Origin of the sequence: Embleya sp. NPDC005971 (assembly GCF_040629175.1) — a bacterium.
GTDB lineage: Bacteria > Actinomycetota > Actinomycetes > Streptomycetales > Streptomycetaceae > Embleya.
Genome location: NZ_JBEXUX010000001.1, coordinates 37,810 through 51,943, shown reverse-complemented (window position 1 = coordinate 51,943; position 14,134 = coordinate 37,810). Strand labels below are relative to the sequence as shown.

Sequence of the window (14,134 nt, the reverse complement as noted above, 5' to 3'; positions counted from 1 at the left end):
GTCATCAACCGGAGGTTACGCCGACGGCTGACAGGTGGGACACCAGAACAGATTCCGCCCGACCAACTCGGCGGTCTTGACCGGGGTTTCACACACCAGACAGGGCATCTCGGTGCGCCGATAGACGTAGACCTCGCCGCCGTGATCGTCCTTGCGCGGCTCGCGACCCATCGCCTCGGGGGTGTGCTCGGGCCGCACCGTGTCGATCCGGCCCAGCCGCACGCCCTCGCGCATCAGCAGCACCAGGTCGGCCCACATCGCGTCCCAGGTCGCCCGCGCCAGCTTGTTGCCGGCCAGCTTGGGGTCCACCCCGAACCGGAAGAGCACCTCGGCGCGGTAGACGTTGCCCACGCCGGCGAGCACGTCCTGTTCCATCAACAGCGCGCCGATCGGCTTGGCGCTGCGCTGGATCCGCCGCCAGGCCGCCGCCGGGTCGGCGTCCGCCCGCAGCGGGTCGGGGCCCAGTCGAGCGTGCACCGCGTCCTTCTCGGCCCGGTCCAGCAGTCGGCACGCGGTCGGCCCGCGCAGATCCGCCCAGGTCGCCCCGCCCGGCACCTTCGCGGCCAGCCGCAGTCGCACCTGGCCGACCGGTTCGGGCAACTCGGCGCCCTCGCCGAAGGAGAACTGTCCGTAGAGACCCAGGTGCACGTGGATGAAGCGCTCGCCGGAGAACTCCAGGAACAGGTGTTTGCCGTGTGCGTCGGTGTCGACCAGGGGCTCGCCGTCGAGCAGCGCCGCGCTCTCCGCGAATCGCCCCTGCGGGCTGCTCAACCGCAGTGGCAGGCCGCCGAAGCGCTCCTGATGGGTGCTGGCGAGACGGTGAATGGTGTGGCCCTCGGGCACGCGGCCTCCAGCGCAGCGATGACGGTGGGATGCGGGGTGTGGTGACGCCTCCACGCTACCGACCCGCACCGACACGCCGACGCCCCCGACCGGACGGACCGGTCGGGGGCGGCTGGGTACGGTGCGGGCTACGGCAGGGTCGGCAGTTCGCCGGTGTTCTCGTACTTGGTGAGCATGTTGATCCGGCGGGTGTGCCGCTCGGCCTCGCTGTACGGGGTGTTCACGAAGACCTCCAGGAACTTGGCGGCGTCTTCGAGCGAGTGCATGCGCGCGCCCATGGAGATCACGTTCGCGTTGTTGTGCTCGCGGGCCAGCGACGCGGTCTCCCGGCTCCACACCAGCGCGCAGCGCACACCCTTGACCTTGTTCGCCGCGATCGCCTCGCCGTTGCCGGAGCCACCGAGCACGACGCCGAGGCTGCCCGGGTCGGCGGCCACCCGCTCGCCGGCCCGCAGGCAGTACACGGGGTAGTCGTAGGAGTCGGCCTGGACGGCCGGGCCGCAGTCGACGGCCTCGTGGCCGTTGGCGTCGAGCCACGCGATGAGGTGCTGCTTGAGGTCGTAGCCGGCATGGTCGGAGCCGAGGTAAACGCGCATGGGCCGCAGTCTCTCAGGCGCGGTCCCGAACGTCCCATCAGGGCCGGTATCCACCGGGTGGCGTGTCCGGCGCACCGGTCGGCCGGGGCGGCGCGGAGGGCGGCGGGCCGGCCGGTCGGATGGTGGTGGGGAGGTCGTGCGGCGACTGCGGCGGCGGCCCGGCGTAGCCGAGGTTGCCGAGTACGCCGGGCGCGCCGTATGCCGGGCTGTACACACCGGGTGCGCCGTAGGGGTGCGACGCCGGGTAGGCGGACGCCCGGCGCGTCGACGCGTAGGAGGCCAGCACCGCCAGGCCCACGAGCCAGCCGGTGAGCAGCCCGAAGTAGGCGCCGCTCTGGATCTGGGTCATCGCGTGGTGGAAGTCGGAGAGGCCGCGCGGCCGGCCCGCCCCCTCGTCCTGCACGATCGTGAACACGGTCAGCCCGTGGATCGCGCCGCCGAGCACCGGGGCGAACCAGCCGAGCAGGAAGGCCGTGAAGCCGGCCCGCTCGCTCAGACCGCGCGCGCCGAGCGCGAGCACGGCCGCGACCACCACGAACAGCAGTACGGCGCCGACATAGCCGGCGGTGACGTCCTTGGTGGTGAAGCTGTGCCGGAACTCGTCGCCCAGGTCGTCCCGGTCCGCGATCCACAGCGGGTAGCCGACGATCCGCAGCAGTTCCATGTACCACTTGCCGGTGTCGCTGCTCCGGCCCCACGACTCGTCGAACACCCACTGATTGCCCAGTCCGGCCACGATCAGAAAGGCGACGACGATCCCACTGACGACGATGCGCTTGGCAGCCCCCGGTCTCATGACACGAGGTTAGGCGCGTTCGGGTGTCGCGTGCCAAGAGGTGTCGCGACCGGGCAAAAAATCGGGCCCCGCTCCCGAAGAGGGAAGCGGGGCCCGACCGGTGACGGGGCGTCAGCCGCGCCGGCCGACCAGCTTCCAGGCGGCGGGCAGCAGCGCCATCGCCAGGACGATCTTGACCGCGTCGCCGAAGAGGTAGTTCTGCATGCCGATCTCGTACGCCTTGGACATCGAGATGCCCAGGTCGTGCGCGAGGTAGGTGAGGCCGGCCGCGTAGATCACCGCGTTGCCCAGCACCATCGTGCCGGCGGTGCGCAGCGGGCTGCGGTCGGTGCCGCGCTGGGCCAGGAAACCGGCGACGGTCGCCGCGAGCACCATGCCGAGCACGTAGCCCAGGGTCGGGAAGCCGGTGCCGGAGGTGCCCTCGGCGAACCACGGCATGCCCGCCGCGCCCAGACCCAGGTAGAGCACCATCGCGGCGAGTCCGCGCCACGCGCCGAGCGCACTGCCGGCGAGCAGCACGGCGAAGGTCTGGCCGGTCACCGGGACCGGCGAGCCGGGCACCGGGACGGTGAGCTGGGCGGCGAGGCCGACGAACGCGGACGCGCCGACCACCAGCGCGGCGTCGCGCACGGCGGCGCCTCGGAAGACCCGGGCGGGAACCAGGTCGGCCAGGACGGGGCGGCGCGCATCGAGAAGGGCAGTACTCACAGCGGACTCCACACTCTTGGGTTGCGGGACCCGATGAACTTAACCAATCGGACATCGAACGCTCACGGGGGTGTCCGACAAGGTACCGATCCGTACTTTGTCGAACACCACCGAAAGCGCCCGTCCCGGGTCACAGTTGCAGCGACTTGACCTCCAGGTATTCCTCCAGGCCGAACCGACCCAGCTCGCGCCCGTTGCCCGATTGCTTGTAACCGCCGAACGGGGCGAGCGGGTTGAACGCGCCGCCGTTGATCTCCACCTGGCCGGTGCGCAGCCTGCGCGCGAACGCCACCGCCGCCTCCCGACTGGGACCCCACACCGCGCCGGACAGGCCGTACGGGGTGTCGTTGGCGATCCGCTCGGCCTCCTCCTCGGTGTCGTAGGGCAGGATCGACAACACCGGCCCGAAGATCTCCTCGCGCGCGATCGTCATGTCGTTGGTCACGTCGGAGAAGACGGTGGGCCGCACGTGGTAGCCGGTTTCCACGCCCTCGGGCGGTTCCGCGCCACCGGTCACCAGGGTGGCGCCCTCCTCGATGCCCTTGGCGATGTAGCCGCGCACCCGCTCGAACTGGGTCGCGTTCACCAGCGGGCCGAGCTTGCCGGTCATCGCCCTCGCGCCCTCCGCCGCCAGCTCGACCGCGCGCGGCAGGTCGTCGCGGTGCACCAGCATCCGGGTCAGCGCGCTGCACGTCTGCCCGCTGTTGCGGTACGCGCCGCCGATGCCCGCGCGCACCGCCTTCTCCAGGTCGGCGCCGGGCAGGATCACGTTGGCGGACTTGCCGCCGAGTTCGAGCGCGACCCGCTTGACCGTCGCGGCGGCCAGCTCGGACACCCGGGTGCCGGCCCGGGTCGAGCCGGTGAAGGAGACCATGTCGACGTCCGGGTGCGCGGCGATCGCCTCGCCGACCACCGGGCCGGTGCCGGAGACCAGGTTGACCACGCCCGCCGGGAAGCCCGCGTCGTGCAGGATCTCGAAGAACACGTGCGCGGCCTGCGGCGCGACCTCGCTGGCCTTGAGCACCACGGTGCAGCCGGCGACCAGGGCCGGGCCGAGCTTGTTGGTGATCTGGTGCAGCGGGAAGTTCCACGGGGTGATCGCCCCGACCACACCGACCGGCTCGCGCACCACCAGCGAGGAGCCGATGGTCTGCTCCCACTCGAACTCGGCGGCGAGCTTGACGAAGCTGCCCAGCACGACCAGTGGCAGGCCCAGGTGCACCCGCTCGACCAGGGCCGCCGGGGCGCCCATGTCCGCGATGATCACCTCGGTCATCTCGGCCGAACGCTCGGCCAGCAGGTCCCGTGCCTTGGCCAGCAGCGCGGCCCGCTCGGCCGGCGGGGTGGCCGCCCAGCCCGGGAAGGCGCGCCTGGCGGCGGCCACGGCCAAGTCCACATCGGCGGGCGTGCACTGCGGCACGGTCGCCACGACCTGCTCGGTATTGGGGTCGACGACGTCGATGGTCTCGGTCGACGAGGGCGCCGTCCACGCGCCGTCGATGTAGATCGTGTCGTAAGCCTTGGTCATGCCGCCGAACTCCTCCGCTTGCCACTGGGACATGGCGCCGCGGCCGGGAACGGCCACCGGGCCCGGTCGCGACACCCGCCGAGAGTACGTCGACACGTGTGCAATCCCCAGGGCCGGCCGACCCCGATCTTCGCCCACCGACACCACGACCGCACAGGTCAGGGGCGCGGAGCCGGCCGCGGGCGGGCGCTACCCCGCGAAGCCGTGCGGCCCGTTCGAGGTCCACACCAGTTCGCCGCTCCGGCCGGTGACCGGGAATTCGCGGGCCAGACCGACCTCGTGCAGGCGCGCGAGCGGCGTGAAGGACACCCCGTACTCGCCCTGCCCCTTGTCGAAGCCCCAGTCCTTGTACACCTCGACCCGGTACACCAGCCGCACGTCCGGCAACACCGGAGAGCCGGGGGTGGCGGTGCCGCCGGGAAGTACCTCGATCCGGCCGGTGATCCGATATTGCAGACCGCGCATGGCCAACCACCAGTCGGTGTCGTCCGCGCGCCGGATCAGCACCCCGTGCCAGTGCGTGGTGGTCTCGAAGACGCTCTCGATGCCGCCGCTGTCGTGCCAGCGGATCGCCGCGAGCGCCCACCACTCCTCGAAGTGGGTGAGCGCCGCGCGGCGAAACGGCTTGGCCCGCAGCGGCTGGGCCGGGTCGATCACGAACGGCGCGCCGCGCCCGACCAGGTAGTGCCGCAACGAGGCGGCCCCGGTGCGCAGTCCCACCCAGCGCCACAGCGGCACGACCGCGCGCAGCCCGAAGGCGAGCGCTCGGTCGCGCAGCCGCGGCATGCGGGAGCCGTAGGGGGCGTTGCCGTTGGGCGTGCGTGGATCCGGCCGCCCGGTACGGGAGGTGTGGATCACGCTGCTCTGGCGCTCCGGAGCCGTCATTTATCCAGATTAATTAGCTTTGCTTTGCTTTGTAGTCGATTCCGAGTCGGGACCGACAGGTTTCATCCGGTCAGTCGAAACCGGTCAGTCGAAAATCGGCCCCTGGTCACGGGTGCGCTTGATCTCGAAGAAGCCCGGCGTGCCCGCGACCAGCACCACGCCGTCCCAGAGCCTGCCCGCGTCCTCGCCCTTGGGCGCCGGGGTCACCACCGGACCGAAGAAGGACACACCGTTGACGCTGATCACCGGGGTGCCGACGTCCATGCCCACCCGGTCCATGCCGTCGTGGTGCGACTTGACCAGCGCCTCGTCGTACTCGGTCGAGTCGGCGGCGTCGGCGAGCTCGGTGGGCAGGCCCGCCTCGGTCAGCGCGGCCTCGATCATCTCGCGCGAGAACTCCTCGCCGCCCGGGTGCCGGCGGTTGCCCAGCGCGGTGTAGAGCGGCAGGAGCACCTCGTTGCCGAACCGCTGCTCGGCGGCGATGCACACCCGCACCGGGCCCCAGCCGCGCTCCAGCATCTCCTTGTACGCCTCCGGGATGTCGTCCCGGCCGCTGTTGAGCACGGACAGGCTCATCACGTGCCACTGCACGTCCACGGGGCGAATCTTCTCCACCTCGAGCATCCAGCGCGACGTCATCCACGCCCACGGACACAGCGGGTCGAACCAGAAGTGCGCTATGTCGCGGGCGGATCCGTTGTCCTTGGTGGTCACTGCGGGGTTCCTCTCGATCCTGCTGCCTGGTTCGCGACGCCGTGCGCCCGGCCGCGCTGCACCCGGGTCGCCTCGACGGACGGCGGACGGGCCGTCGATGACTGTGCAACCTCCGACCGCACCCCGCCATTCCTGCCGATCGCGACAATCCCACGCTCCCGGGCCGGCCGGGGCCGCACCCGCGCCGGGCCGGGAATCCGGTCGAGAACCGGGCCGACACAGCCGCCCCGGCCGTGAAAGGATCGCCCGGACCGCAGCCAACCAGGGAGTGATCCAGTGCCCGGCAGGAATCTGACCCGCGAGGAGGCCCGCACGCGGGCCCGGATCCTGAGCGTCGAGGACTACGACGTCAGGCTCGATGTCACCACCGACAGCACGGAGACGTTCCGCTCCGAGACGGTGCTCCGTTTCGGTTGCCGTGAGGCGGGTGCGGCCACGTTCGTGGATCTGCTCGCCCCGGCCGTCCACGAGGTCGTGCTCAACGGCCGCGCGCTCGACCCCGCACAGGTCTTCGACGGCGCCCGAGTACTGCTGGACGACCTGGTCGAGGGAACCAACGAACTGCGCGTACTCGCGTCGTGCGCCTACAGCCGCACCGGCGAGGGCCTGCACCGCTTCGTCGACCCGGTCGACGATCGGGTCTACCTCTACACCCAGTACGAGCCGGCCGACTCGCGCCGGGTCTTCGCGAACTTCGAACAGCCGGACCTCAAGGCGTCGTTCCGGTTCTCGGTGACCGCGCCGGCCGACTGGCACGTGGTGTCGAACTCGACCACGCCGAAGCCGGCACCGGTGCGCGAGGGGGTCGCACGCTGGGACTTCGCCCCGACGCCGCGGATCTCCACCTACCTGACCGCGGTCGTGGCCGGCCCCTACCACGCGGTCTTCGACACCTACACCGGCCCGGACGGCCTGGTCGTCCCGCTCGGCGGGTTCTGCCGCGCGTCGCTGGCCGAGTCGTTCGACCACGAGGACATCTTCGAGGTCACCCGGCAGGGCTTGGACCTGTTCCACGACCGGTTCGACTTCCCGTATCCGTTCGGCAAGTACGACCAGCTCTTCGTGCCGGAGTACAACCTCGGCGCGATGGAGAACCCGGGCGCGGTCACCTTCACCGAGGACTACGTCTTCCGCTCCAAGGTCACCGACTCGGCGTACGAGAACCGCGCCAACGTGATCCTGCACGAGATGGCGCACATGTGGTTCGGCGACCTGGTCACCCCGCGCTGGTGGGACGACCTGTGGCTGAAGGAGTCCTTCGCCGACTTCATGGGCGCCTACTCGCAGGGGGCGGCGACCCGCTGGACCGACGCCTGGACCAGCTTCGCCGCACGCCGCAAGGACTGGGCGTACCGCCAGGACCAGTTGCCCACCACCCACCCGATCGTGGCGGTGATCAACGACCTGGAGGACGCCAAGCTCAACTTCGACGGGATCACCTACGCCAAGGGCGCCTCGGTCCTCAAGCAACTGGTCGCCTACGTGGGCGAGGACGAGTTCTTCGCGGGTGCCCGGTCGTACTTCCGCAAGCACGCGTGGGGCAACACCACCCTCGCCGACTTCCTCTCCGCCCTGGAGGAGACCTCCGGCCGCGACCTCAAGTCCTGGTCGGCGGATTGGCTGGAGACCTCCGGCGTGAACACGCTGCGCCCGGCGATCGAGACCGACGCGGACGGCGTGATCACCTCGTTCGCGGTGCTCCAGGAGGCCACGCCGGCGTTCCCGACGTTGCGCCCGCACCGGATCGCGATCGGCCTGTACGACGGCGCCGAGCGGGTCGCCCGGGTCGAGGTGGACGTGGTCGGCGCCCGCACCGAGGTGCCCGAGTTGGTCGGCCGCGCCCGTACGCCGCTGATCCTGCTCAACGACGACGACCTCACCTACGCGAAGGTGCGCTTCGACCCGCGGTCGTGGCAGGCGGTGCTCGACTCGCTGGGCGAGCTCGACTCCTCGCTCGCCCGCGCGCTGTGCTGGGGCGCGGCGTGGGACATGACCCGGGACGGCGAACTGCCCGCGCGCGACTACCTGGACCTGGTGCTGCGGCACGCCGGTCGGGAAAGCGACGTGGGCGTGGTGCAAAAGCTCCAGGTGCAGGTCAAGACCGGCCTGGACCGCTACACCGACCCGGCCTTCCGGGACGAGGCCCTGCGGCTGCTCGCGGCCGGCTCGCTGACCGAACTGCGGGCCGCGGAGGCGGGCGGGGGCCATCAGCTCGCCTGGGCCCGCTGCCTGGCCTCGGCCGCCGGCACGCCCGAGGAACTCGCGTTGCTGCGCGACCTGCTGACCGGTGAGCAGCGGATCGCCGGGCTGAGCGTGGACACCGAGCTGCGCTGGGCGATGTTGCGCGCGCTGTGTGCGGGCGGTGCCGCCGACGAGCCGGACATCGCCGCCGAACTGGAGCGCGACGGCACCGCGGCCGGTCGCCGACACGCGATCGAGTGCCGCGCCGCACGTCCCACGCCCGAGGCCAAGGCCGAGGCGTGGCGGCTCGTGGTGGAGACCGACGAACTGCCCAACGCGACGCTCGCCGCGGTCATCGCGGGCTTCGCCACGTCCGGTCAGGAAGACCTGACCGACCCGTACACCGACCGCTACTTCGCCGCGATCGCGCCGGTGTGGCGGGACCGCTCGATCGAGATCGCCCGCCGGGTCGTGGTCGGCCTCTACCCCTCGGGTCGGATCGACGTCGACACGCTGCGGCGCACCGACGACTGGCTGGCCGCGACCGAGCCGGTGCCGGCGCTGCGCCGGCTGGTCCTGGAGTGCCGCGACGACGTGACCCGTGCGCTCGCGGCCCGCGAGCGCGACCGACGCGGCTGACTCGTCCGTTCGGATCCCGCCACCATCCCGACGGGGTCCGATTCCCCGGCCGCCCCTCCCCGGCGGCGCCCATCCCACAAGGAGCGCAGCGTGCCCGGAACCAACCTGACGCGTGACGAAGCCCGCGAGCGGGCCCGGATCCTGTCCGTCGACTCGTACGACATCGCCCTCGACCTGACCGGCACCGGTGCGACGTTCCCGTCCACGACGGTGCTGAGGTTCGGCTGTAGCGAACCGGGGGCGAGCACGTTCGTCGATCTGATCGCCCCCGACGTGCAGGAGATCACCCTCAACGGCAAGGCGCTCGACGTCGCGTCGGTCTTCGCGGACAGCCGGATCGCGTTGAGCGACCTCGCCGAGCACAACGAGCTGCGGGTGGTCGCGTCCTGCGCGTACATGAACACCGGCGAGGGCCTGCACCGCTTCGTCGACCCGGTGGACGGCAAGACCTACCTCTACACCCAGTTCGAGGTGGCCGACGCGCGCCGGGTCTTCGCCAACTTCGAACAGCCGGACCTCAAGGCCACCTTCGCCTTCACGATCACCGCGCCGAGCGAGTGGCGGGTGGTCTCCTGCTCGCCCACCCCCGAGCCCTCGGCCGGTGCCGACGGCGCCTCGGTGTGGGCGTTCGAACCGACGCCCAGGATCTCCACGTACATCACCGCCCTGGTGGCCGGCCACTACCACGCGGTACAGGACAGCTACACCGCCGCGGACGGCACGGTCGTCCCGCTCGGCGTGTACTGCCGGTCCTCGCTCGCGCCGTTCCTGGACGCGGACGCCATCTTCGACGTCACCAAGCAGGGCTTCGACTACTTCCTGAAGCAGTTCGACTTCGCCTACCCGTTCGCCAAGTACGACCAGCTCTTCGTGCCGGAGTACAACGCGGGCGCGATGGAGAACGCGGGCTGTGTGACGATCCTGGAGGACTACGTCTTCCGCTCCAAGGTCACCGACACGTCGTACGAGACGCGTGCGGAGACCATCCTGCACGAGCTCGCGCACATGTGGTTCGGCGACCTGGTCACCATGCAGTGGTGGGACGACCTGTGGCTGAACGAGTCGTTCGCCACCTACGCGTCGGTGCGCTGCCAGGCCGAGGTGACCCGCTGGTCGCACGCGTGGGCCACGTTCGGCAACCGGATGAAGACCTGGGCCTACCGGCAGGACCAACTGCCCTCCACGCACCCGATCTTCGCCGACATCCGGGACCTGGAGGACGTCGAGGTCAACTTCGACGGCATCACCTACGCCAAGGGCGCCTCGGTGCTCAAGCAGCTCGTCGCCTACGTGGGCAGCGAGAACTTCTTCGCGGGCGTACGGGCGTACTTCAAGAAGCACGCGTGGGGCAACAGCAGGCTGGCCGACCTGCTGGGCGCGCTGGAGGAGACCTCCGGTCGGGACCTGAAGTCGTGGTCGCGCGAGTGGCTGGAGACCGCGGGCGTGAACACGCTGCGGCCCGCGATCGAGACCTCCTCGGACGGCGTGATCACCTCGTTCGCGGTGCTCCAGGAGGCTCCGCAGGCGTGGCCGACGCTGCGTTCGCACCGGATCGCGATCGGCTTCTACGACCGCACCGACGCCGGTCTGGTGCGCACGCACCGGCTGGAGCTGGACGTCACCGGCGCCCGAACCGAGGTCGCCGACCTGGTCGGCCGGGCCCGTCCGGACGTGGTGCTGCTCAACGACGACGACCTGACCTACACCAAGATCCGGCTCGACGAGCACTCGCTGGCCTTCGTCACCGACGCGATCGGCGAGTTCGTCGACCCGCTGCCGCGCGCGCTGTGCTGGGCGGCGGCGTGGGACATGACGCGCGACGCGGAGATGGCGGCGCGCGACTACCTCAAGCTGGTACTGGCCGGCGCGGGCGGCGAGCGGGACATCAACATCGTCCAGACGTTGCAGCGCCAGGTCACCAGCGCGCTGGAGCTCTACCTCGACCCGGCGCACCGCGAGCGTTCGCTGGCCGAACTCGCGGTGGCGGCCGAGCGTTTCCTGCGCGCGGCGGAGCCGGGCAGCGACCACCAGTTGGCCTGGACGCGCTGCCTGGCGTCGGTGGCGGCGCGGCCGGACCACCTGGCGATCCTGCGTGCTCTGCTCGACGGCAAGGAGCAGATCGAGGGCCTGGCGGTGGACGCGGATCTGCGCTGGGCGCTGCTGCTGCGCCTGTCCGCGACCGGGGTGGCCACCGACGCGGACGTCGACGCCGAGTTGGAGCGCGACTCCACCGCGGCCGGTCGCCGGCACGCGGCGGCCGCGCGGGCGGCCCGGCCGACGGCCGCGGCCAAGGACGAGGCGTGGGCCTCGGTCGTCGAGTCCGACGCGCTGCCCAACGCGATCCAGGCGGCGGTGATCGGCGGCTTCGTCCAGCCGGCCCAGCGCGACCTGCTCGCGGCCTACACCGAGCGGTACTTCGCCACGATCGCGAACGTGTGGACGACCCGCACCAACGAGATCGCCCAGCAGATCGTGATCGGCCTGTACCCGACCCTCCAGGTCACCCAGGACACCCTGGACCGCACCGACGCGTGGCTCGCGAGCGCCGAGCACCCGGCGGGCCTGCGGCGCCTGGTGGTGGAGAGCCGCGACGGGGTGGCCCGGGCCCTGCGGGCGCAGGCACGCGACAAGTAGCACCCGACGTGGGGCCGGCCGGGCCGATCGACGGTCCGGCCGGCCGGCGGTTCGCACGGAAGGGTCAACCCGGTGCGTGTGTTCGTGCACCGGCCCGGTAGCGTGGGTTTCGTGGTGAACAGGAATGCACTTCGCGCCGGGGCCGTGTCGGCCGTTGTCACGCTCATGTCGCTGATTTCGACACCGGCCTTCGCGAACATCCGCGACGACGGCGACGAACCGGGCGCCGGCATCGGTATCGGCGAGACCCTCGGGGTCTTCGTCGGCATCCCGATCCTGGCCTTCGTGATCATCGCGGGTCTCGTGATGCTTCCGGACATCATCAACAAGAAGAAGAACTGACTTTCCCCGAAGCCGCCGAGCGGGTGCACACCCGCTCGGCGGCTTCGGCACGTCCGGGGCCGGGCCGGACGGGGCCGGCCTAACGCCCCCGGAGCACCCGGGCCAGCGACACCGCGCGCGGGTTGACCGGCAGGTCCTCCAGGTAGACGTGTCGGCCCTCGTCGTCGGCCACCGGCAGCAGCCAGTTCGGATACTGGTTCCAGGTGCCCGGCAGGTTCTGCGGGCGACGATCGCCCACCCCGTCCGGCAGCCAGACGCCGAGCAGCCGGCACGGCGTCGCGGCGAGCAGGCGGTGCAGCGCCTCGACCGTCTCCCGCTCGCCCGCGCCGGGCCGCAGGTAGCCGCGCCGGCGCAGCAGTTCGAGCCACTGCTCGCGGTCGGCGAGATCCTCGGCCCGTTCGATGTCCACGTCCCGGACCAGCAGGTGCAGGCGCTCCCACAGGTCGATGTGCTCGCCCGCGAGCCGGGCCGCGGTGGGCGGCAGGTCGTGCGTGGTCACCGTGGCCAGCGAGCCGGCGCGCCACTGCTCGGGCGGCAGCGGCCGACCCTTGTCGTCGCGTTCGAACCACAACACCGAGGTGCCCAGGATGCCGCGCTCGGCCAGATAGGTCCGCACCCACGGCTCCACCGTGCCCAGGTCCTCGCCGATCACCACGGCACCGGCGCGGTGCGCCTCCAGGGCCAGGATGCCGACCATCGCCTCGTGGTCGTAGCGCACGTACGCGCCTTCGGCGGGGCTGTTGCCCTTGGGCACCCACCAGAACCGGAACAGCCCGAGCACGTGGTCCACCCGTACCGCGCCGGCGTGCCGAAAGGCCGCGCGCAACAGCTCCCGGTAGGGCGCGTAGCCGGTCTCGGCCAACCGCAGCGGATGCCACGGCGGCTGGTTCCAGTCCTGCCCGATCTGGTTCATCGCGTCCGGCGGCGCGCCGCCGGTGGCGCCCAGCGCGAGTACCCGGCCGCCGCGCTCGGACCCGAGCACCCACGCGTCCGCGCCGTCGGGATGCACGCCGACCGCGAGGTCGTGCACGATGCCCACCGGCATGCCCGCGTGCGTCGCCGCGTCCTGCGCGGCCTGCAACTGGTCGGCCAGCACCCACTGGGTCCAGCGGTGGAAGTCGATCGCGCCGGCGAGCCGTTCGCGCTCGGCGGCGACCTCGGCCGAGTCCGGGTCGTGCAGGTGCGCGGGCCAGTTCCGCCAGGACGGACCGTACTCCTCGACCAGCGCGCACCACGTGGCGAAGTCGGTCAGCCATCGGCCCTCGCGCGCGACGAACGCGCGGTAGTCGGCGTCCCGGCCCAGGCTGCGCGGCACCTTGTGCACCAGCGCGAGCGCTTCCCGCTTGGCCACCCGCACCGCGTCCCGATCCAGGTGCTCGGCGCCGTCCTGCCCGTCCCCCGCCTCGGCCCGAAGCTCCTCGGCCACCGCCCGCTCGACCGGGGTCAGGTAGGCGAACTCCGGGACGGCCTCGACCCGGACGTACATCGGGTCGGGAAACCGGCGGCTCACCGGCAGGTACGGCGACGCCTCCACCGGCGGCACCGGCGAGGCCGCGTGCAGCGGGTTGACCAACACGAAGCCGGCGCCCTGGGTACGCGCCGACCACACCGCCAGGTCGGCCAGATCGGCCAGGTCGCCGATCCCCCACGACCGGCGCGAGGGCAGCGAATAGAGCTGCGCCATGTAGCCCCACGAGCGCTCCGCGGGCGTGGGCAGCACGGCCGGGGTGATCGCGATCGGGCACGAGGCGCGACTGCCCGCACCGGCGGTGCTCGGCACCCCGCCCGAGCCGAGCGACTCCTCGGGCTCGGGCGAGCAGCGGGCGTGCAGGGTGTGCCAGCCCAGCGGCAGATCGGCGGGCACCCGGTGGGCGCCGACCGGGTCACCGAGCGGTCCGAGGCCGGGTCCCGCACCGAGGTCGCGGCGGACCCCGCCGTCCTCCAGCTCGATCCACAGCTCGACCCGATGCCCGGCCGGCACGTTGACGGTGAAGCCGGCCGGCCGGCCCGAACGCAGCACCAGCACCGGGGGCAGCAGCCGGGTCCGCCGCAGTTCCTCGTGCTCGGCGAGCGCGGCCCGGGCACTCTCGGGGGTCGACGCGTCCACGCCGAGCGCACCGAGCACCGCTATCACCGTCGCCGGGTCGGTGTGCACGGCCTCGCCGCGCCACCCCTGATACTCCGTGGCCACCCCGAACGCGGAGGCGAGCCGGACCAATTCGGGAGACAACTGCGATACGCGTGGTTCCTCCATGCCCGCGAGCATCG

The 14,134-nt window shown here is 71.7% G+C and carries 11 protein-coding genes; 3 read left to right on the top strand and 8 right to left on the bottom strand.

What is annotated here, in order from left to right; genetic code table 11:
• Positions 1-15 precede the first annotated feature (15 nt).
• From ABZ374_RS00235 to ABZ374_RS00205, 7 genes are all read right to left on the bottom strand, one after another.
• Positions 16-843 (bottom strand): DNA-formamidopyrimidine glycosylase family protein, encoded by an 828-nt coding sequence (locus ABZ374_RS00235; protein WP_360304439.1) that lies wholly within the window; start codon positions 841-843, stop codon positions 16-18.
• Positions 844-971: 128 nt separating this feature from the next.
• The gene (locus ABZ374_RS00230) at positions 972-1,439 is read right to left on the bottom strand and encodes a ribose-5-phosphate isomerase (RefSeq protein ID WP_360304437.1); all 468 of its coding nucleotides are present in this window, start codon (positions 1,437-1,439) and stop codon (positions 972-974) included.
• A 37-nt stretch (positions 1,440-1,476) separates the two neighbouring features.
• Complete coding sequence (locus ABZ374_RS00225) at positions 1,477-2,235, bottom strand: hypothetical protein (RefSeq protein WP_360304435.1); 759 nt, start codon at positions 2,233-2,235, stop codon at positions 1,477-1,479.
• A 111-nt stretch (positions 2,236-2,346) separates the two neighbouring features.
• The gene (locus ABZ374_RS00220) at positions 2,347-2,943 is read right to left on the bottom strand and encodes a biotin transporter BioY (RefSeq protein WP_360304433.1); all 597 of its coding nucleotides are present in this window, start codon (positions 2,941-2,943) and stop codon (positions 2,347-2,349) included.
• Positions 2,944-3,073: 130 nt separating this feature from the next.
• On the bottom strand, positions 3,074-4,471 hold the full coding sequence (locus ABZ374_RS00215) for an aldehyde dehydrogenase family protein (protein WP_360304431.1): 1,398 nt from the start codon (positions 4,469-4,471) through the stop codon (positions 3,074-3,076).
• A 189-nt stretch (positions 4,472-4,660) separates the two neighbouring features.
• Positions 4,661-5,356 (bottom strand): hypothetical protein, encoded by a 696-nt coding sequence (locus tag ABZ374_RS00210; RefSeq protein WP_360304429.1) that lies wholly within the window; start codon positions 5,354-5,356, stop codon positions 4,661-4,663.
• A gap of 84 nt (positions 5,357-5,440) precedes the next feature.
• The gene (locus tag ABZ374_RS00205; RefSeq protein WP_360305432.1) at positions 5,441-5,995 is read right to left on the bottom strand and encodes a disulfide bond formation protein DsbA; all 555 of its coding nucleotides are present in this window, start codon (positions 5,993-5,995) and stop codon (positions 5,441-5,443) included.
• Between the two features lie 351 nt (positions 5,996-6,346).
• Here ABZ374_RS00205 and pepN (ABZ374_RS00200) point away from each other — a divergent pair, with 351 nt between their 5' ends.
• The 3 genes from pepN (ABZ374_RS00200) (at position 6,347) to ABZ374_RS00190 (ending at position 11,866) form a co-directional block, all read left to right on the top strand.
• Positions 6,347-8,890 carry an aminopeptidase N gene (gene pepN / locus ABZ374_RS00200; protein WP_360304427.1) on the top strand — a complete coding sequence of 848 codons (2,544 nt, stop codon included), beginning with the start codon at positions 6,347-6,349 and terminating at the stop codon, positions 8,888-8,890.
• A 90-nt stretch (positions 8,891-8,980) separates the two neighbouring features.
• The gene (gene pepN, locus ABZ374_RS00195; protein ID WP_360304425.1) at positions 8,981-11,524 is read left to right on the top strand and encodes an aminopeptidase N; all 2,544 of its coding nucleotides are present in this window, start codon (positions 8,981-8,983) and stop codon (positions 11,522-11,524) included.
• Positions 11,525-11,626: 102 nt separating this feature from the next.
• Complete coding sequence (locus ABZ374_RS00190) at positions 11,627-11,866, top strand: hypothetical protein (protein ID WP_360305430.1); 240 nt, start codon at positions 11,627-11,629, stop codon at positions 11,864-11,866.
• Positions 11,867-11,945: 79 nt separating this feature from the next.
• On the opposite strand, the gene malQ is transcribed toward ABZ374_RS00190, so the two are convergent.
• Positions 11,946-14,120, bottom strand: a complete 2,175-nt coding sequence (gene malQ, locus ABZ374_RS00185) for a 4-alpha-glucanotransferase (protein ID WP_360304423.1) — start codon at positions 14,118-14,120, stop codon at positions 11,946-11,948.
• Positions 14,121-14,134 lie beyond the last annotated feature (14 nt).